A 17,575-nucleotide genomic window follows, 5' to 3' on the forward strand; every position below is an offset into this window, starting at 1 on the left:
AAGAATCGGGTGAGGCGTGGCGGGCGCGAACGAGTGGTCCAACTGGGCCGGCAACCAGACGGCGAAGGCGGCCAAGGTGGTCACCCCGCGATCCGCCTCCGAGGTCGTCGAGATCCTGCGCACCGCCGATGACGACGGGATGACGGTCAAGGCCGTCGGCTCCGGCCACTCCTTCACCCCGGCCGCGGTGACCGACGGGATCCTGGTCAAGCCGGACGGCCTGACCCGCCTGAAGCAGATCGACCGGGAAGCCGGACTGGTCACCGTCGAGTCCGGGATGCCGCTGCACCAGCTCAACGCGCTGCTGGCGGAGAACGGCATGGCGCTCACCAATATGGGTGATATCCAGGTGCAGACCGTCGCTGGCGCGATCGGCACCGGCACGCACGGCACCGGCCGTGTCTCCGGCTCGATCGCGGCCCAGGTGGCGGCGCTGGAGCTGGTCCTGGCCAACGGCGAGATCGTGATCTGCTCCCCGACCGAGAACGCCGAGCTGTTCCAGGCCGCGCGCCTCGGCGTCGGCGCGATCGGCTACGTGACCGCGGTGACCTTCCGCACCGAGCCGTCGTTCCTGCTCACCGCCCGCGAGGAGCCGATGAAGCTGGACGCGGTCCTGGACGGCTTCGACGACCTGGCCGACGGCAACGAGCACTTCGAGTTCTACTGGTTCCCCTACACGACCAGCACCAACATCAAGCGCAACAACCGGTCCTCGGGCCCGGCGGCCCCGCTGTCCGGCTTCCGGCACTGGGTGGACGACGAGTTCCTGTCGAACTCGGTCTTCGGCGCCGCGCAGCGCCTGGCGCGCACCGCCCCGCGGCTGACCAGGACGGTCTCGAAGGTCTCCGGCTCGGCGCTGTCCGCCCGCACCTACACTGACCGCTCGGACAAGGTGTTCACCTCGCCGCGGCGCGTGAAGTTCGTGGAGATGGAGTACGCGGTTCCGCGTACCGCGTTCGTGGCGGCCTTCCGCGAGGTCACGCAGCTGATCAACAACTCGACCTGGAACGTGAACTTCCCGATCGAGGTGCGCGTGGTCCCGGGCGACGACCTGTGGCTGTCCACGGCGCACGGCCGCGACACCGCGTACATCGCCTGCCACATGTATCAGGGCACGCGGTTCGAGGAGTACTTCAAGGCCGTCGAGCAGGTGCTCGTCGGGCACGAGGGCCGCCCGCACTGGGGCAAGATGCACACCCGCGACGCCGAGTACCTGGGCAAGGCCTACCCGCGCTTCGAGGACTTCCTCGGGGTGCGCGACCGGGTCGACCCGAAGCGGTTGTTCGCCAACGAGTACACCCGGCGCGTGTTCGGGGACTGAGGAGCGGGGCCGGACCGGGGCTCGCCCGGAGCCGGCCCGAGGCTAGGCAGCGACCGCGACGGGCGAACCCGCCGGGGACTCCGTGACCGCGGTGGTCGAGGCAGCCGCCGCGGGCTCCGCGCCGGCGACCGTCAGCTCGCCCTTGGGCGCGTCGTACACCGCGCGGTCCAGGATCCCCTCCCCGGCCGCCACCCCACAGGCACCAACGCCTGCCCCGCGACGTTGATCGCGGTGCGGCCCATGTCCTCACCCTCCCCAATTGATCGCATGATCCGACCAATGCATGTGACGGTCGACGCTCCCCCAAGCCCCCGCCTCCCCCATCTCGGGAAGCGCACCTCCTAGCATCGGCACGGAAAGTGAGGGTTCGATCACACTCGGGAGTTCTTCGGTGACGACGGATCAGGAAACCGGCACGAAACAGCGGCGCATGGCGGCGGTCCTCGGCGTGTCCGGGGCGGCGCTGGCCGCCGCGGCGCTGGCGGCGGTGAGCGCGGCCCAGGGCGCCGTCGGGCCGATCACCGGGACCTCGCCGCTCGCCCCGCCGCTGGGCGCCTGTATCGGCGCGCAGTGCCCGGGCACGTGGCCGATGCCGAACAACGGGGACTTCGCCGGCCGCGACGCCGCGATCAACATCTTCACCGGCGTGGACTTCTCCGCGACCGGCCGGGCCGCGGAGGCCGAGGGCAAGATCGTGACGCTCGGCGACTTCACCGTGGACAAGGCCGGCGGCGGCCTGTTCAACGCCGGCGTGGTCGGGGTCGGCTCGCGGGTCCCGCCGCCGGACGGTACGGACTTCCTGACGGTCGGCGGGAACATCGACATCAAGAGCGGCAACCGGCTGGAAGTCGGCGGCAGCGACTCCAAGACCACGGCGTACGGGGACGTGCGCTACGCCGGGACGCTGAGCGGCCGGGTGGACGTGGTCGCGCCGGGCAAGACGGTCCACGACGCGCAGGCCGCCGCGCCGTACACGTCGCTGCGGAGCTACATCGAGGACCGCTCCGCCTGCGCCGCCACGGCGGTGGCGACGGGCACCGTCACCGTGGACGGGCCGCAGGTGACGTTCCACGGCGACGGCAGCAGCGCGTTGCAGGTCTTCGACGTGCCCGGGGACATCGGCGGCGCGAGGGCCGCGGACCTGGTGTTCACCGGGATCCCGGCCGGGGCGAGCGTCCTGGTCAACATGACCGGGACCAGCCCGACGCTCAACACCAACACCGGCAGCGGCTTCCCCGGCGACCAGCTGACGGAGATGCGGCCGCGGCTGATGTGGAACTTCCCGAACGCCGCCGCGGCCGAGATCAAGGGCGGCGCGCAGTTCCAGGGGTCGATCCTCGGCGGCGCCCCGGGCGGGACGCTCACCATCTCGACGCCGGGCCAGAACGGCCGGGTGTACGTGGCCGGGAGCCTGGTGCTGACCAACGCCAGCGCCGGGTCGGAGATCCACGCGTACCCGTTCGACGGGGTGCTGCCGGAGTGCGGGTCGACGCCGAACTCGTCCTCGTCGACCTCTACAACCTCCACCTCTACAACCTCCACAACCTCCACGACTTCGACGAGTTCCTCTTCCAGCTCGTCGTCGAGCAGCAGTTCCTCGTCCAGCAGCAGCTCGTCGTCGCCGTCCGAGCCCACAGTGGGACCCTCGACCTCCACCACACCCAGCCGGCCCACTCCCACCACCCCCACCACCCCCACCGGCACGACGACCCTGCCCACCACGCCTTCCGGGACCTACCCGACGGCCTCGGCATCCGCCCGCAAGCGCGGTCTCGCGGCCACCGGCACCGCCTTCGCCCCGCTCCTCGGCCTGGCCGCGGCCGCCCTGTCCGTCGGGGCCGGCGTCCTGGGCTTCACCTCCCGCAAGAAGGGCAAGCACGCCTGATGTGAGACGGCAGGTCCGCATCCCGGACGACAGTGGACGCGTCCGGGATGCGCTGCCAGGCTGATGACCATGTCCCGTGCCGGAATCGCCCTCGTGAGTCGACGCCATGTCGACTACGGACGTCTGTCCAGCATGGCCTGTACGGTCCGCACCGCGAACTGACCGCGCTGCTCAGCGGCATCCCGCCGCCCTCCCACCGGCCGTATGACCCCTCGCTAAGGACACCTCCGCCATGACCGCCACCCCGTCCACGCCTGCCCGCGTCGGCCGACCCCGCCAGCAGCGCGGCGAGGGCCAGTGGGCCAAAGGCTATTTCACCCCGCTGAACGGCAACGAACAGACCAAGAAGGACGATGACGGCCTGAACGTGCGGGCCCGCATCGAGAACATCTACGCCTACCGCGGGTTCGACGCCATCGACGGCGGCGACCTGCGCGGCCGGTTCCGCTGGTGGGGCCTGTACACCCAGCGCCGCCCCGGCATCGACGGCGGCAAGACCGGCATCCTGGAGCCGGAGGACCTCGACGACAAGTACTTCATGCTCCGGGTGCGCATCGACGGCGGCCGGCTGAGCCTGGCCCAGCTGCGGGCCATCGCCGAGGTCTCGGAGAAGTACGCGCGCGGCACCGCCGACGTCACCGACCGGCAGAACATCCAGCTGCACTGGGTGCGGATCGAGGACGTGCCGGCGATCTGGAAGACGCTGGAGGACGTCGGCCTGAGCACCGCCGAGGCCTGCGGCGACGTCCCGCGCGTGATCCTCGGCTCGCCGGTGGCCGGCATCTCCTCCGCCGAGATCATCGACGGCACCCCGGCGATCGAGGAGATCTCCCGGCGCTACATCGGCAACCCGGAGTTCTCCAACCTCCCGCGCAAGTTCAAGACCGCGATCAGCGGCCTGCAGGACGTGGTCCACGAGATCAACGACATCTCGTTCGTCGGCGTGGTCCACCCCGAGCTCGGCCCGGGCTTCGACCTGTGGGTCGGCGGCGGCCTGTCGACGAACCCGCACTTCGCCAAGCGGCTCAACGCCTTCGTGCCGCTGGAGGAGGTCCCGGAGGTCTGGGCCGGCGTCTGCGGCATCTTCCGCGACTACGGCTACCGCCGCCTGCGCAGCCGCGCGCGCCTGAAGTTCCTGGTCGCGGACTGGGGCGCGGCGAAGTTCCGCGAGGTGCTGGAGACCGAGTACCTCAAGCGTCCGCTGACCGACGGCCCGGCCCCGGAGCCCGCTCCGGCCTACGAGCGCGACCACATCGGCGTGCACGTCCAGAAGGACGGCAACCACTACGTCGGCTTCGCCCCGCGCGTCGGCCGCGTCGACGGCGCGACCCTGGCCAAGATCGCGGACCTGGCCGAGGCCGCCGGCTCGGACCGGGTGCGCACCACCACCGAGCAGAAGCTGCTGATCCTGGACGTGGCCCAGGAGCGGGTCGAGGAGCTGGTCAGCGCCCTGGAGGCGCTGGACCTGCAGGTCCGCCCCTCGGTGTTCCGGCGCTCCACGATGGCCTGCACCGGCATCGAGTTCTGCAAGCTGGCGATCGTGGAGACCAAGAAGAGCGCGTCGAACCTGATCGACGAGCTCGAGCGTCGGCTGCCGGACTTCGACCAGCCGCTGACCATCAACCTGAACGGTTGCCCCAACTCCTGCGCGCGCATCCAGGTCGCCGACATCGGCCTGAAGGGCCAGCTGGTCCTGGACGAGAACGGCGACCAGGTCGAGGGGTACCAGGTGCACCTCGGCGGCCACCTCGGTGCCCAGGTCAAGGAAGAAGCGGAGTCGAAGGGCACGGCGGGCGCGGACGGCGCCTTCGGCCGCAAGGTGCGCGGTCTGAAGGTGACGGCGGCGGCGCTGCCGGACTACGTCGAGCGTCTGGCGCGCCGGTTCCAGGAGCAGCGGACCGAGGACGAGACGTTCGCGCAGTGGACGGCGCGCGCCTCGGAGGCGGATCTGTCGTGAAGGTTCTCGGTGAGGCTCTCGTGAAGGCGGACCTGTCATGAGCGAGCGCGCGGCCCCGGCGTACTGCCCGTACTGCGGCGACGAGGATCTGCGTCCTGAGGAGGGCGGCCACCGGCGGTGGTCGTGCCGCTCCTGCCGGCGGGTGTTCGAGGTCGCGTTCGTCGGCTTGCTGGCGCCCGGCGCCGGCCGGCCGGACGCATCGACGTCTGCTGCGGAATGACAAGGGACAGGCAAGGGTTCCACCCCCGCACCGCAGGGTGAGCACCAAGGAAACCTTCGCTTAATCGTTTGAGGCCAACCCGTTGACCCGGGTTGGCCTCATTGCTAGTTTCCCCTTCGCAGACGATCTCAGGGACCGGGAGTCCCCGGGTTTCGTCGGGCGCTGACAGGCCCCATCGCATCGCACCACGGACGTTCACGGCGAGCGCGCGGTACCGCCGCGTGCCGATCCCGTGCGCCCGCTCACCAAACACGCCGCTGCGGCCAACCCCGGCCGGGCGGCGAGGTCCCAGCGAGAGGAAGCCACCACATGCTCCACACCCCCACGACCCGCCGTGGCAAGGCGCGTCTGGCCGCCACCGCCATCGGCGCCACCGCCGCGGTGCTCGCCGCGTTCGGCACCTCCGGGACGGCGCAGGCCGGCGCTCCGGCCCCGCACCTGCGTACCGGCGTGTTGCCCACAGTCTCCGGCGCCGCAGCCATCCGCGCGCAGGCCGCCCACGAGGCCGGCCTCGCGAAGACGGCCGCGACCGGTCCGGAGACGCTGTCCTACGGCGGCGGCATAGACGGCATCGGTGTCATGGACCAGCACCCGAAGGTCTATGTCATCTTCTACGGGAGCCAGTGGGGCACCCAGAGCAAGGACGCCAACGGCAACCTGACCTTCTCCAACGACCCGCAGAAGGGCGCCGCGCCGGCGCAGATGCTCTTCAAGGGCGTGGGTACCGGCGGTGAGTCGTGGTCCGGGACCATGACGCAGTACTGCGACGGCTCGGGGGTCAAGACCGGCGCGACCAGCTGCCCGTCGGGCGCGCTGCACGTGCCCTACCCGACCGGCGGCGTGCTCGCCGGCGCCTGGTACGACAACTCCGCCAAGTCCCCGGCCGCCGCCACCGGCCACCAGCTCGGTGAGGAGGCGCTGAAGGCCGCGAAGCACTTCGGCAACACCACCGCGGCGAAGAACCGGGGCGCCTACTACGTGATCCTGTCCCCGCACGGCACCAACCCGGACAACTACCAGGGCCAGTACTGCGCCTGGCACGACTACAACGGCGACAGCACGCTGACCGGCGGCGCCGTCGCGTCCACCGTCGGCGACTTCGCCTTCTCCAACCAGCCCTACAACATGGACTCCGGCCAGGGCTGCGGCGTCAACTTCCTGAACTCCGGCAGCAAGGGCACCCTCGACGGCTGGACCATGACCCTGGGCCACGAGTACAGCGAGACCATCACCGACCAGAACCCGGCCGGCGGCTGGACCAACAACGTCGCGGGCTCGCCCTACCAGGGCCAGGAGAACGCCGACGAGTGCGCCTGGCTCAAGGGCGTGACCGGCGGCGCCGGCAACGTGAAGTTCGGCAACGGCACCTACACCTTCCAGGGCAGCTGGTCCAACGACACCAACGTCTGCGCGCTGACGCACGCGACGGTGAAGTGACCCTGTTCTAAGAAGGCTTCTCTAAGGAAGCTTCTCTAAGAAGTCTGCGGCTCCTGCCGAGTTCTCAGCCCTCTGGCTGGGGCTCGGCGGGGGTCCACAGGTCCTGACGCGGCGGCATCACCGAGGCGCCGGAAGCGCTCAGATTCTCCTGAGCCGGGTCCGACTGGGCCGGGAGCATGATCGTGGGCGCGTCGTCCGAACCGACAGCCTCTTGGTGTGCGTTCTCGCCGTACACATCTACTCCATTCGCCCGCGCAGTAGTGACCAAACTCTGCCGCACTTGCGGCCAGGTCGCCATCACCAGCGCCGCGAACACACCGGCCTGGAGAGTCTTCTCCCGTCCCAACGCACCGCGGTACACGACCTCGCTCACGACGTCGCCGCCGCGCGCCTTCGTCAGCCTCGGCGCCGCGAACTCCCCGAGCAGTGCCATCGCGTGGTCCACCACCCACTTGCGGCCCGGCACCGGCGGCAGCATGTGCCGGATCTTCTCCGCCTCGCGGGCCATCGCCGCGTCGGAGACCACCTCGACCACGTCCCGCACGATCACCCGGACGGCCTTGTCCCAGGGCACGTCCTCGCCGTCGAAGGCCATGTGGTCCGGTCCGACGGCGACCTCGCCGTAGCGGTCGAGCAGCCCCAGAGGTTTGAGGGCCAATGAGGGAAGGTCGGTGCGCCGCCGCAGATACGCCGCGAGGGAGATCTCCCACAAAGCGCCGGCGGGCACGGACGGCATCGGGATCGTCGGCGTCTTCTGGTCCCCCACGCGGCTCACTCTAGCGACCCCGGCTCTGGCCCCCTCCCCGAGACTGGCGGCATGCCTACTGTCGCGGACGTGCTGTGGAAAATGCTCGCCGACGCCGGAGTGCGGCGCTGCTACGGGATCGTGGGCGACGCCCTGAACCCGGCGATCGACGCGCTGCGGCGGGCCGGCGGCATCGACTTCGTGCACGTCCGGCACGAGGAGTGGGGCGTGTTCGCGGCGGTCGCGGAGGCGAAGATGTCCGGGCGTCCGGTCGCGGTGTGCGGGACTGCCGGCCCCGGCGTGAGCCACCTGATCAACGGTCTGATCGACGCCCGCAAGGAGGGCGCCCCGGTGATCGCGATCGCCGGCGACGTCGAGACCGCCATCATGGACACCGACGGTCTGGAAGAGCTGAACCCTTATACGTTCTTCAATGTGGCGTCGCTCTATACGGGACGCCTGGTAGACCCCAAACAGCTGCGCCCCATAGTCACCTCCGCCATCACCACCGCGCTGACCGAGCACGGCCCGACGGTGATCTCGTTGCCGGGCGACGTCGCAGCCGCGGACGCCCCGGATGTGGCGACACATATAACAGTTCCCAACACTGTCGCGGGCCCCGCACCCGATGTGGACATCGCCAAGCTCGCGGACATCATCAACAGCGCGAAGACGGTCACCATCTTCGGCGGCGAGGGCTGCCAGAACGCCAGGGACCAGGTCCGTGCGCTCGCGGACAAGCTGAACGCACCGGTCGGCTACAGTTTCAAGGGCAAGCAGTGGCTGGAGTACGACAACCCCCACGCCGTCGGCATGACCGGACTGCTGGGCTACGGCGGCTGCTGGGAGGCGGCGAACCACGCCGACGTACTCCTGATGTTGGGTACTGACTTCCCGTTCCCGCAGTTCCTCCCGCACAAGGGCGTGAAGGTGGTCCAGGTGGACCGGGACGGACGCCGCCTGGGCCGCCGGGTACCGCTGGCGCACGGACTGGTCGGCGATGTCGGAGCCACCCTGGACCGACTACTGCCGCAGGTGACTCCTAAGTCCGACGACGCCTTCCTGCGGAAGTGTCTAAAGAAGACGGAAGAGTTCGACAAACAACTACAGCACTACGTCGAACACGGTCCGGCGCTCAAGCAGATCCGACCCGAGTACCTGACAGCGACCCTCGACAGACTCGCCCCGGAGGAGGCGGTGTTCACCGTCGACACCGGTACCGCGTGCATCTGGGCCGCGCACTATCTGCACTTCGGCCCTAAGCGCCACATGTTCGGCAGCCTCACGTGGGCCTCCATGGCCAGCGCCTCCCCCAACGCCTTCGGCGCCAAGATGGCCTTCCCGGACCGCGCGGCGATCGCGCTGTGCGGGGACGGCGGCTTCACGATGCTCGGCCTCGGCGACCTCCTCACGGAGGTACAGCGCAAGGCCGAGATCGTCCACGTGATCCTGAACAACGGCAAGCTCGACTTCGTCTGGATCGAGATGCAGGAAGCCGGGCTCACCCCGTGGGGCGTCGACTTCCAGAACCCGGACTTCGCGAAGGTCGGCGAGGCGATGGGTGCCAGGGGCATCCGGATCGAGCGCCCCGCCGACCTGGAGCAGGGTCTGAAGGAAGCGTTGAGCCACCGCGGCGGACCCGTGGTGGTCGACGTGGTCGTCGATCCCTATGCCTTGGCCCTACCGGCGCACACTCCGGCGGCCACCGTTAAGGGCTTCACGCTCAGCGTCGCCAAGCAGGCGTTGACCGGGCACCTCGGAGACGTCGTCAAGGAGGCGACGCATAACGTGCGCCTGCTTTAGAGCTCCGCACGTCCATAGAGCTCAGATCGCCTCCGCGAGCCGGTCCACCTGGCCCGGGTCGCGGCCGTAGCAGTAGAGCATCACCTCGTCGACGCCGAGATCCGCATACTGCGCGATGGTCTGCCGGATCGACGCAGGAGCGGTGAGCATCCCCTCGACCATCCGATCGGCCCTGCCGCCGGTGAACCGGTAGTACGCGGCCATGGCCGTCCGCGCGTCGTCGAGGACGTCCTCAGGACCGAGCGCGACGTTCGCCTGAGCCACGATCCGCGGCTCTCCGGACCGGCCGGCCTCGTCCCAACCGCGGCGCACCGTCTCGATCAGCGGCCCGATCCACGACGGTGCGGCGGCGGCGAGGAAGCCGTCGCCGAAGCGGGCCACGCGAGCCAGCGCCGCCGGACGGAACCCGCCGAACAGCACCTCGGGACCGTTCGCGCGGTGCGGACGCGGACCGATCGGTCCGACGGTGTCGCTGTAGGGGGCGCCGGACCAGACGCGCCGCATGACGCCCATCTGCCGGTCGAGCAGGCGTCCCCGGGTGTGCAGGTCCGTGCCGGCCGCCTCGTGGTCGTCCTCGCGACCGCCGACGCCCAGACCCAGGACGAAACGGCCGCCGCTGATCCGGTCCAGGGTGGCGGCTTGCTTGGCCAACAGGACGGGCTCGCGCAGCGGGGCCAGCAGCACCTCGGTCTGCAGGCGTACGCGGCTGGTCGCACCGGCCAGGACGGCCAGGGCGACCAGAGGCTCCGGATTGTCGTAGACAAGCCGGTCGAGCAGGCCGAGTGTGGTGAACGGTCCGGTGTCCGCGGCGCGGGCCCAGTCGAGCAGCAGCTCGGGGGCGCTGACGGGCAGACCGATTCCGACTTCCAAGGGAAAACCTCCGTGAGGGCACGACGAATCAGTGCCGCCCTCTCCAGGACTTCGACGAGGCGAAGCGTAGGGCTCCCGTTCTGCGGCGTTCGTGCTGAGGAGCTCCCTGTCGGAGTATTCGGCAGCCTAAAGCGCGATCCGGGGCCGGAACAAACCCATTTCGGCACCGCGAAGTGGCGTGAGACACATAGTCCGCATCATGGACGACAGTGGACGACCCGCGGACCGCGTGCGACTCTCTAGTCATGTCTCGTGCTGGAATCGCGCTCGTCGGTCGGCGTCACGTCGACTTCGGACGGCTGTCCAGCATGGTCTGTATGCCGGTCCAGTAGACCTCGCCCGCGATCTGCCGTTCAAGATCTTCCAGGGCCCACGGTCCGCCGGCACTCCCCCCACGCCGTCCGTGTGACGCCGCTTCCGCGCGGCTCCCGGCGCGTCGGGCGTCCGGCACGTCCGTGTGCCCGCCACTGTAAGGGGAAGCCCCGAAATGTCAGCGGACACCACGCTCGCGTCGGTCGACCCGGCCTCGACGGGACGTACCGACCTGCGGGCGCTGGCCGAGCAGGCCAACGCGGAACTCGAACACGCCCCGGCCGGGCGGATCGTCCAGTGGGCCCACGCCACCTTCGGCGCGGACCTGGTCGTCGCCTCGTCCATGGCCGACACCCACCTGGTGCACCTGGCGTCCACCGCGGCCCCGGGCATCGACGTCGCCTTCCTGGACACCGGCTACCACTTCGCGGAGACCATCGGCACGCGCGACGCGGTGGCCGAGGTCTACCCGGTGCGGCTGCTGAACATCACGCCGCTGCAGACCGTGGCCGAGCAGGACGCCGAGTTCGGCCCGCGGCTGCACGAGCGCGACCCCGACAAGTGTTGCGCGATGCGCAAGGTCGAGCCGCTGGAGCGCGCGCTCAAGCCCTACGTCGCCTGGATCAACGGCATGCGCCGCGAGGAGTCCCCGACCCGCGCGGACATCCCGGTGATCGGCTACGACGCCAAGCGCGACATGGTCAAGATCTCGCCGCTGGCCGCCTGGACCCAGGACGACCTCGACGCCTACATCACCGACAACGGAGTCCTGACCAACCCCCTGTTCCTCGAGGGCTACACCTCGATCGGCTGCGAGCCCTGCACGCGCAAGCCCCTGCCGGGCGAGGACCCGCGGGCCGGGCGCTGGGCCGGCAACGCCAAGACCGAATGCGGACTGCACACCTGACATGAGCACCCTGACCCACGACGAGACCGCCCCGGCGCACGACCATCTCCGGACGCTGGAGGCCGAGGCGGTCCACATCATCCGCGAGGTGGCAGCCGAGTTCGAGCGGCCGGTGCTGTTGTTCAGCGGCGGCAAGGACTCGATCGTCATGCTGCACCTGGCGCTGAAGGCGTTCGCGCCGGCGCCGGTGCCGTTCGGACTGCTGCACGTGGACACCGGCCACAACTTCCCCGAGGTGCTGGACGTGCGCGACCGCACCGTCGCCGAGCACGGTCTGCAGCTGTTCGTCGCGCACGTGCAGGACTACATCGACGACGGCCGCCTGGTCGAGCGCCCCGACGGCACCCGCAATCCGCTCCAGACAGTGCCGCTGGTGGACGCGATCCAATCCCACAAGTTCGACGCCGTCTTCGGAGGCGGTCGCCGCGACGAGGAGAAGGCCCGCGCGAAAGAGCGGGTCTTCTCGCTGCGTGACGACTTCGGGCAGTGGGACCCCAAGCGCCAGCGCCCGGAGCTGTGGCGGCTGTACAACGGCCGGCACCGCCCCGGGGAGCACGTGCGGGTGTTCCCGCTGTCCAACTGGACCGAACTGGATGTGTGGCAGTACATCGCCGAGCAGGAGATCGAGCTGCCGGAGATCTACTACGCGCACGAGCGCCAGGTGTTCGCCCGCGGCGGCATGTGGCTGTCCCCCGGCGACTGGGGCGGTCCGCGCGAGGGCGAGACGGTGCAGACCCGCATCGTGCGCTACCGCACCGTCGGGGACATGTCGTGCACCGGCGCCGTCGACTCCGACGCCTCCGACGTCGCCGCGGTCATCGAAGAGATCACCGCCTCCCGGATCACCGAGCGCGGGTCTTCCCGCGCGGACGACCGCCTTTCCGAGGCCGCCATGGAGGACCGCAAGCGAGAGGGGTACTTCTAATGACTGTGCTGCTGGACGCGCCGACCGCGAAGGACACCCAGGTCGCAGGACTGCTGCGGCTGGCCACCGCCGGCTCGGTGGACGACGGGAAGTCGACCCTGGTGGGCCGGCTGCTCTACGACACCAAGTCGGTGCTGGCCGACCAGTACGAGGCGGTGGAGCGCACCTCGCGCAACCGCGGACTGGAGCAGGCCGACCTGGCGCTGCTCACCGACGGCCTGCGCTCGGAGCGCGAGCAGGGCATCACCATCGACGTCGCCTACCGCTACTTCGCCACGCCGCGCCGGCGGTTCATCCTGGCCGACACCCCCGGGCACGTGCAGTACACCCGCAACATGGTCACCGGCGCCTCCACCGCCGAGCTCGCGGTGATCCTGGTCGACGCCCGCAAGGGGCTGGCCGAGCAGACCCGCCGCCACACCGCCGTCTCCGCCCTCCTGCGGGTGCCGCGGGTGCTGCTGGCGGTGAACAAGATGGACCTGGTCGACTTCGACAAGGACCGGTTCGCCGAGATCGAGGCCGACTTCGCCGCCTACGCCACGGCGCTGGGCATCGAGCACCACGCCGCGCTCCCGGTCTCCGCGCTGCGCGGCGACAACGTCGTGGAGCCCTCGGCGGATCTGGCCTGGTTCGAGGGCCCGACCCTGCTGGAGTTCCTGGAGAACGTGCCGGTGCAGACCGAGCGGCGCCCGGCCGGCCGGTTCCCGGTGCAGTACGTGATCCGGCACCAGAGCGCCGACTACCGCGGCTACGCCGGCACCATCGCCTCCGGACACCTGGAGGTCGGCGACCCGATCGTGGTGCTGCCCTCGGGCCAGCGCTCGACCATCGCCGCCATAGACCTGCTGGGCCACCCGGCCGAGCGCGTCACCGCCGGCCAGGCCGCGACCCTGCTACTGGCCGACGAGCTGGACGTCTCGCGCGGCGACCTGATCGCCCCGGCCGAGGCCGCCCCGGCCGCTGTGCAGGACGTGGTGGCGACCGTGTGCCACCTTTCGGAGAAGCCGCTGAAGGTCGGCGACCGGGTGCTGCTGAAGCACACCACCCGCACCGTCAAGGCGATCGTCAAGGAGATCTCCGCCAAGCTGGACATCTCCGACCCGCTGGCCGCCGCGTCCTCGACCGCCGCCGACGCCGCCAACGCCGAGGCCGACGAGTTCGCCTGGGACGACGACGCCCCCACCACGCACACCCTGCACGCCAACGACATCGGCCGCGTGGTCCTGCGCACCGCCTCGCCGATCCTGCTGGAGCCCTACGCCGCGGACCGCGAGACCGGCTCGTTCCTGCTGATCGACCCCGCCAGCGGCGACACCCTCACCGCCGGCATGTCCGGGGACCCGCTGGGGGTCTTCTCGTGATCGAACGCGCTTTGTTCTCCCAGAACTTCACCGGGGACGTGCGATGTCGGACCGCCGGGCAGCACCTCAGGCCCCTGTTCCGACATCGAAGATCCCCGTAGTCCCGCAGTCCCTGGAGCGTACGTTGATACGAAGGGCTTTCTCCGCCGTCGCCGCGACCGTCGCGGCCGGCTGGATGCTCGTGTCGCTGGTGATCGTCATCGCCGCGTACGTCTCCACCACGAACCACTCCTCCGGGCCGGCCACGGCCTCCTCCACCACCGCCGCGGGCAGCACGTCCACGGCGGCCGGGGAGCTGCGGCTGGGCTACTTCGCGAACGTCACGCACGCCACGGCCCTGGTCGGGGTCGCACACGGCGACTTCGCCAAGGCCCTGGGCGCCACCAAGCTGACCACCCAGATCTACAACGCCGGCCCCGCGGAGATGACCGCGCTGCTCGGCGGCCAGCTGGACGCCGCCTACGTCGGGCCCTCCTCGGCCCTGTCGGCCTTCGCCCAGTCGCACGGCCAGGCGCTGAAGATCGTCGCCGGCGCCACCAGCGGCGGCGCGGAGCTGGTGGTGCGGCCCGGGATCAGCAGCGCGGCCGACCTCAAGGGCAAGACCCTCGCGACTCCGCAGAAGGGCAACACCCAGGACGTCGCCCTGCGCGCCTGGCTGAAGCAGAACGGCCTGACCGCCAACGCGGACGGCACCGGCGACGTGTCGGTGAACCCGCAGGACAACGCCGCCACCCTGGACCAGTTCAAGGCCGGGCACATCGACGGCGCCTGGCTGCCGGAGCCCTGGGCCTCGCGCATGGTCCTGGAGGCCGGGGCCAAGGTGCTCGTCGACGAGCGCACCCTGTGGCCCGGCGGGCAGTTCGCGACCACCAACCTGGTGGTGTCCAGCACCTTCCTCGCCGCGCACCCGGACACCGTCAAGGCCCTGATCGACGGCCAGATCGCGGCCAACCAGTGGATCGCCTCGGCTCCCGCCGACGCCCAGAAGCTGGTCAACGACCAGCTGAAGAAGCTCACCGGCAAGGCCCTCACCGCCGCCGAGATCCAGCGCGCGTTCAGCGAGCAGACGCCGACCGACGACCCGCTGGCCGCCTCGCTCCAGACCTCGATGGATCACGCCGTGTCCACCGGGCTGCTCAAGAAGACAGACCTGCACGGCATCTTCGACCTGACGCTGCTGAACACCGAGCTGGCCAAGGACGGCCGGCCCGCGGTGTCCGACGCCGGGCTGGCCGAACCGTCCACCAAGTAGCGCCAGAGACTTAAGGGGAGACCGCCATGACCGCCGCCATTGCCGAAACCACCACGGACGCCATCGCCTCGGGCCACTCCCCCGAGTCCCAGCCGGCCGTCCGGCTGACCAAGGTCGGCAAGACCTTCCGGGGCGGGGCCCCGGTGCTCGACGGCATCGACCTGACCGTCGCGCCGGGCGAGTTCGTGTGCCTGCTCGGCGCTTCGGGCTGCGGCAAGTCCACGCTGCTGAACCTGGTCGCCGACCTGGACGCGCCGAGCGCCGGCACCGTCGAGGTGCCCTCCGGCCGCGCCGCGCTGATGTTCCAGGAGTCCGCGCTGTTCCCGTGGCTGACCGCCGGGGAGAACATCGACCTGGCGCTGCGGCTGCGCGGCCTGTCCGGCCGCCGCGACCGCCGCGCCGAGACCGAGCGGCTGCTGGACCTGGTCCGGCTGCGCGGCGCCTACGACAAGCGTCCACACCAGCTCTCCGGCGGCATGCGGCAGCGCGTCGCGCTGGCCCGCGCGCTGGCCCAGGACAGCCCGGTGCTGCTGATGGACGAGCCGTTCGCCGCGCTGGACGCCATCACCCGCGACGTGCTGCACGAGGAGCTCATCCGGCTGTGGGAGGCCACCGGGCTCGCGGTGCTGTTCGTCACGCACAACGTGCGCGAGGCGGTGCGCCTGGGCCAGCGGGTCGTGCTGCTGTCCTCGCGTCCCGGCCGGGTGGCGCGGGAGTGGCGCGTGGACATCCCGCAGCCGCGGCGCATCGAGGACAAGGCGGTGGCGGACCTGTCGGTTGAGATCACCGATGACCTGCGCAAGGAGATCAGCCGCCATGGCCGCTGACACGGACACCGGCGGTCGGCCCGGCGACACTCTCGCACACATCGAAGCCGGGCTTGACGCACTGGAAACATCGGCGGAACCGGAGTCCAGCAGACTCAGGAGCGTGGCCGCCTCCGTCATCCCGCCGATCGTCGCCGTCGCACTGATCCTCGCCGTCTGGCAGGTCCTCTACGCGGCCAAGATCTGGCCGGACTGGAAGCTGCCCGGACCCTCTGAGGTCTTCTCCTCGCTCAAGGACACCTTCTCCGGCGGCGACGCCTGGGGCGCGGTCGGCCACAGCATCGCGCACGGCGCCGTCGGCTTCGGGGCCTCGGTCGCCATCGGCACCCCGCTGGGCATCCTGGTCAGCCGGTTCAAGACCATCCGCTCCGGCATCGGCCCGATCCTGTCCGGCCTGCAGTCGCTGCCCTCGGTCGCCTGGGTCCCGCCGGCCCTGATGTTCTTCGGACCGACCCCGGCCATGCTCTACACCGTCGTCCTGCTCGGCGCGGTGCCCTCCATCTCCGTCGGCGTCGTCTCCGGACTGGACCAGGTACCGCCGCTGTACCTGCGCGTCGGCCACAACATCGGCGCCCGCGGCCTGGCCTCGGTACGGCACGTCCTGCTGCCGGCCGCGCTGCCCGGCTACCTCGCGGGGCTGCGGCAGGGCTGGGCCTTCGCCTGGCGCTCACTGCTGGCCTCGGAGATCATCGTGCAGTCCGCGAACCTCGGACACTCGCTGGGCTTCCTGCTGAAGAACTCGCAGGACGCCAACGACATGTCCGGGGCGTTCGCGGCGATCGTGCTCATCCTGGCCGTCGGGGTGGCGGTCAACCAGCTGCTCTTCGCGCCGCTGGAGCGGCGTGTGCTCAAGGCGAGGGGGTTGGCGTGAACCAGGCGGGTGCGATGCTGGCGGTCGCCCACGGGAGCCGCGACCCGCGGCACCGCGAGGTCATCACAGGGCTCGTGGACGCGGTGCGCGAGCAGCGGCCGGGGCTGCGGGTCGAGACGGCCTTCCTCGACCACTGCGGCCCGACGGCCGCGCGCGCCCTGCACGGCCTGGTCCGGGACGGGTACCAGCAGGTGAAGGTGGTGCCGCTGCTGCTGAACACCGCCTACCACGTGCGGCAGGACATCCCGGCGGCGGTGGCCGCGGCGCACGAGTCGCTGCCGCGGCGCTGGAAGGCCGGGGTGGCGCAGCCGATGGTGGCCGAGCCGCTGGGACCGCATCCGCTGCTGATGGCGGGTCTGGAGCGACGGCTGCGCGAGGCCGGGGTGTGGCCCGGCGACGAGGAGGCGTCCGTGGTGCTGGCCTGGGCCGGGTCCTCCGACCGGGTGGCCGCCGCGGCGGTGGACGAGCTGGCCGAGGACTGGCAGCGCAGCGGCTGGGAGCACGTGGTGCCGGTCCCGGCGGTCGGCGACCAGGCCGGGGACGCCGTGCGGGCGCTGCGCGAGCGCGGGGCGCGGCGGGTCGTGGTGGCGCCGTACTTCCTGGCACCGGGGTTCCTGGCCGACCGGATCCGGGGCTCGGCGCTGCGCGCCGGGGCGGACGCGGTGGCGGCCGAGCTCGGGAACGCGCCGGAGGTGGCCTCGGCCGTGCTGGCGCGGTTCGACGGGGCGATGACGGGCTGCCTGGCGCACGTGGCCTGAGCCGTGGCGTGAGACAGGGTCTGAGCCGCCGGTTGAGCGATTCCGTCAATCGGGCAGGCGGAATCAAGACGGCGGGGGCAAGGTTGCAAGCGGCGAACCACCGCAACCTTTGAAAGGATCCGTG

Annotated in this window: 16 protein-coding genes; 13 read left to right on the top strand and 3 right to left on the bottom strand. The window is 70.7% G+C overall.

Annotated elements, in window-relative coordinates; translation table 11 throughout:
* Positions 1-16 precede the first annotated feature (16 nt).
* The gene (locus ABH920_RS09185) at positions 17-1,321 is read left to right on the top strand and encodes a D-arabinono-1,4-lactone oxidase (protein WP_370348450.1); all 1,305 of its coding nucleotides are present in this window, start codon (positions 17-19) and stop codon (positions 1,319-1,321) included.
* A gap of 42 nt (positions 1,322-1,363) precedes the next feature.
* On the opposite strand, the gene ABH920_RS09190 is transcribed toward ABH920_RS09185, so the two are convergent.
* Entirely contained in the window at positions 1,364-1,513 is a 150-nt protein-coding gene (locus ABH920_RS09190) for a hypothetical protein (protein WP_370348451.1), read from the bottom strand.
* A 199-nt stretch (positions 1,514-1,712) separates the two neighbouring features.
* Between ABH920_RS09190 and ABH920_RS09195 the strand changes: the two genes are divergently transcribed.
* The 4 genes from ABH920_RS09195 (at position 1,713) to ABH920_RS09210 (ending at position 6,820) form a co-directional block, all read left to right on the top strand.
* Entirely contained in the window at positions 1,713-3,206 is a 1,494-nt protein-coding gene (locus ABH920_RS09195; RefSeq protein WP_370348452.1) for a choice-of-anchor A family protein, read from the top strand.
* A 232-nt stretch (positions 3,207-3,438) separates the two neighbouring features.
* Positions 3,439-5,163, top strand: a complete 1,725-nt coding sequence (locus ABH920_RS09200) for a nitrite/sulfite reductase (protein ID WP_370348453.1) — start codon at positions 3,439-3,441, stop codon at positions 5,161-5,163.
* A gap of 37 nt (positions 5,164-5,200) precedes the next feature.
* Positions 5,201-5,383, top strand: a complete 183-nt coding sequence (locus ABH920_RS09205; RefSeq protein ID WP_370348454.1) for a hypothetical protein — start codon at positions 5,201-5,203, stop codon at positions 5,381-5,383.
* A gap of 309 nt (positions 5,384-5,692) precedes the next feature.
* Positions 5,693-6,820, top strand: a complete 1,128-nt coding sequence (locus ABH920_RS09210; protein WP_370348455.1) for a hypothetical protein — start codon at positions 5,693-5,695, stop codon at positions 6,818-6,820.
* A gap of 64 nt (positions 6,821-6,884) precedes the next feature.
* Here ABH920_RS09210 and ABH920_RS09215 read toward each other — a convergent pair whose 3' ends face one another.
* Entirely contained in the window at positions 6,885-7,586 is a 702-nt protein-coding gene (locus ABH920_RS09215; RefSeq protein ID WP_370348456.1) for a hypothetical protein, read from the bottom strand.
* Between the two features lie 51 nt (positions 7,587-7,637).
* Here ABH920_RS09215 and ABH920_RS09220 point away from each other — a divergent pair, with 51 nt between their 5' ends.
* Positions 7,638-9,368, top strand: coding sequence for a thiamine pyrophosphate-dependent enzyme (locus tag ABH920_RS09220; protein ID WP_370348457.1), 1,731 nt, complete (start codon positions 7,638-7,640; stop codon positions 9,366-9,368).
* A 21-nt stretch (positions 9,369-9,389) separates the two neighbouring features.
* Here ABH920_RS09220 and ABH920_RS09225 read toward each other — a convergent pair whose 3' ends face one another.
* On the bottom strand, positions 9,390-10,238 hold the full coding sequence (locus tag ABH920_RS09225) for an LLM class flavin-dependent oxidoreductase (protein ID WP_370348458.1): 849 nt from the start codon (positions 10,236-10,238) through the stop codon (positions 9,390-9,392).
* 487 nt (positions 10,239-10,725) lie between these two features.
* Here ABH920_RS09225 and ABH920_RS09230 point away from each other — a divergent pair, with 487 nt between their 5' ends.
* From ABH920_RS09230 to ABH920_RS09260, 7 genes are all read left to right on the top strand, one after another.
* Positions 10,726-11,457, top strand: coding sequence for a phosphoadenylyl-sulfate reductase (locus ABH920_RS09230; RefSeq protein ID WP_370348459.1), 732 nt, complete (start codon positions 10,726-10,728; stop codon positions 11,455-11,457).
* A 1-nt stretch (position 11,458) separates the two neighbouring features.
* The gene (gene cysD / locus ABH920_RS09235) at positions 11,459-12,382 is read left to right on the top strand and encodes a sulfate adenylyltransferase subunit CysD (RefSeq protein WP_370348460.1); all 924 of its coding nucleotides are present in this window, start codon (positions 11,459-11,461) and stop codon (positions 12,380-12,382) included.
* Positions 12,382-13,743, top strand: a complete 1,362-nt coding sequence (locus ABH920_RS09240; RefSeq protein ID WP_370348461.1) for a sulfate adenylyltransferase subunit 1 — start codon at positions 12,382-12,384, stop codon at positions 13,741-13,743. The genes cysD and ABH920_RS09240 overlap by 1 nt, the downstream gene beginning before the upstream one ends.
* A gap of 124 nt (positions 13,744-13,867) precedes the next feature.
* Positions 13,868-14,995: an ABC transporter substrate-binding protein gene (locus ABH920_RS09245; protein WP_370348462.1), complete on the top strand. Its 1,128-nt coding sequence runs from the start codon at positions 13,868-13,870 to the stop codon at positions 14,993-14,995.
* Between the two features lie 26 nt (positions 14,996-15,021).
* Positions 15,022-15,822, top strand: coding sequence for an ABC transporter ATP-binding protein (locus tag ABH920_RS09250; protein ID WP_370348463.1), 801 nt, complete (start codon positions 15,022-15,024; stop codon positions 15,820-15,822).
* Positions 15,812-16,693 (top strand): ABC transporter permease, encoded by an 882-nt coding sequence (locus ABH920_RS09255; protein ID WP_370348464.1) that lies wholly within the window; start codon positions 15,812-15,814, stop codon positions 16,691-16,693. The genes ABH920_RS09250 and ABH920_RS09255 overlap by 11 nt, the downstream gene beginning before the upstream one ends.
* Positions 16,690-17,451, top strand: a complete 762-nt coding sequence (locus ABH920_RS09260) for a sirohydrochlorin chelatase (RefSeq protein WP_370348465.1) — start codon at positions 16,690-16,692, stop codon at positions 17,449-17,451. Before ABH920_RS09255 ends, ABH920_RS09260 begins: the two co-directional genes overlap by 4 nt.
* Positions 17,452-17,575 lie beyond the last annotated feature (124 nt).

It is taken from the genome of Catenulispora sp. EB89 (assembly GCF_041261445.1).
Taxonomy (GTDB): Bacteria; Actinomycetota; Actinomycetes; order Streptomycetales; family Catenulisporaceae; genus Catenulispora.

Excerpts from the sequence above, each read along its gene's own strand:
- ABH920_RS09200 (WP_370348453.1), top strand. The coding sequence starts at position 3,439 with ATGACCGCCACCCCGTCCACGCCTGCCCGCGTCGGCCGACCCCGCCAG.
- ABH920_RS09205 (WP_370348454.1), top strand. The coding sequence starts at position 5,201 with ATGAGCGAGCGCGCGGCCCCGGCGTACTGCCCGTACTGCGGCGACGAG.
- ABH920_RS09210 (WP_370348455.1), top strand. The coding sequence starts at position 5,693 with ATGCTCCACACCCCCACGACCCGCCGTGGCAAGGCGCGTCTGGCCGCC.
- ABH920_RS09220 (WP_370348457.1), top strand. The coding sequence starts at position 7,638 with ATGCCTACTGTCGCGGACGTGCTGTGGAAAATGCTCGCCGACGCCGGA.
- ABH920_RS09230 (WP_370348459.1), top strand. The coding sequence starts at position 10,726 with ATGTCAGCGGACACCACGCTCGCGTCGGTCGACCCGGCCTCGACGGGA.
- cysD (WP_370348460.1), top strand. The coding sequence starts at position 11,459 with ATGAGCACCCTGACCCACGACGAGACCGCCCCGGCGCACGACCATCTC.
- ABH920_RS09240 (WP_370348461.1), top strand. The coding sequence starts at position 12,382 with ATGACTGTGCTGCTGGACGCGCCGACCGCGAAGGACACCCAGGTCGCA.
- ABH920_RS09250 (WP_370348463.1), top strand. The coding sequence starts at position 15,022 with ATGACCGCCGCCATTGCCGAAACCACCACGGACGCCATCGCCTCGGGC.
- ABH920_RS09255 (WP_370348464.1), top strand. The coding sequence starts at position 15,812 with ATGGCCGCTGACACGGACACCGGCGGTCGGCCCGGCGACACTCTCGCA.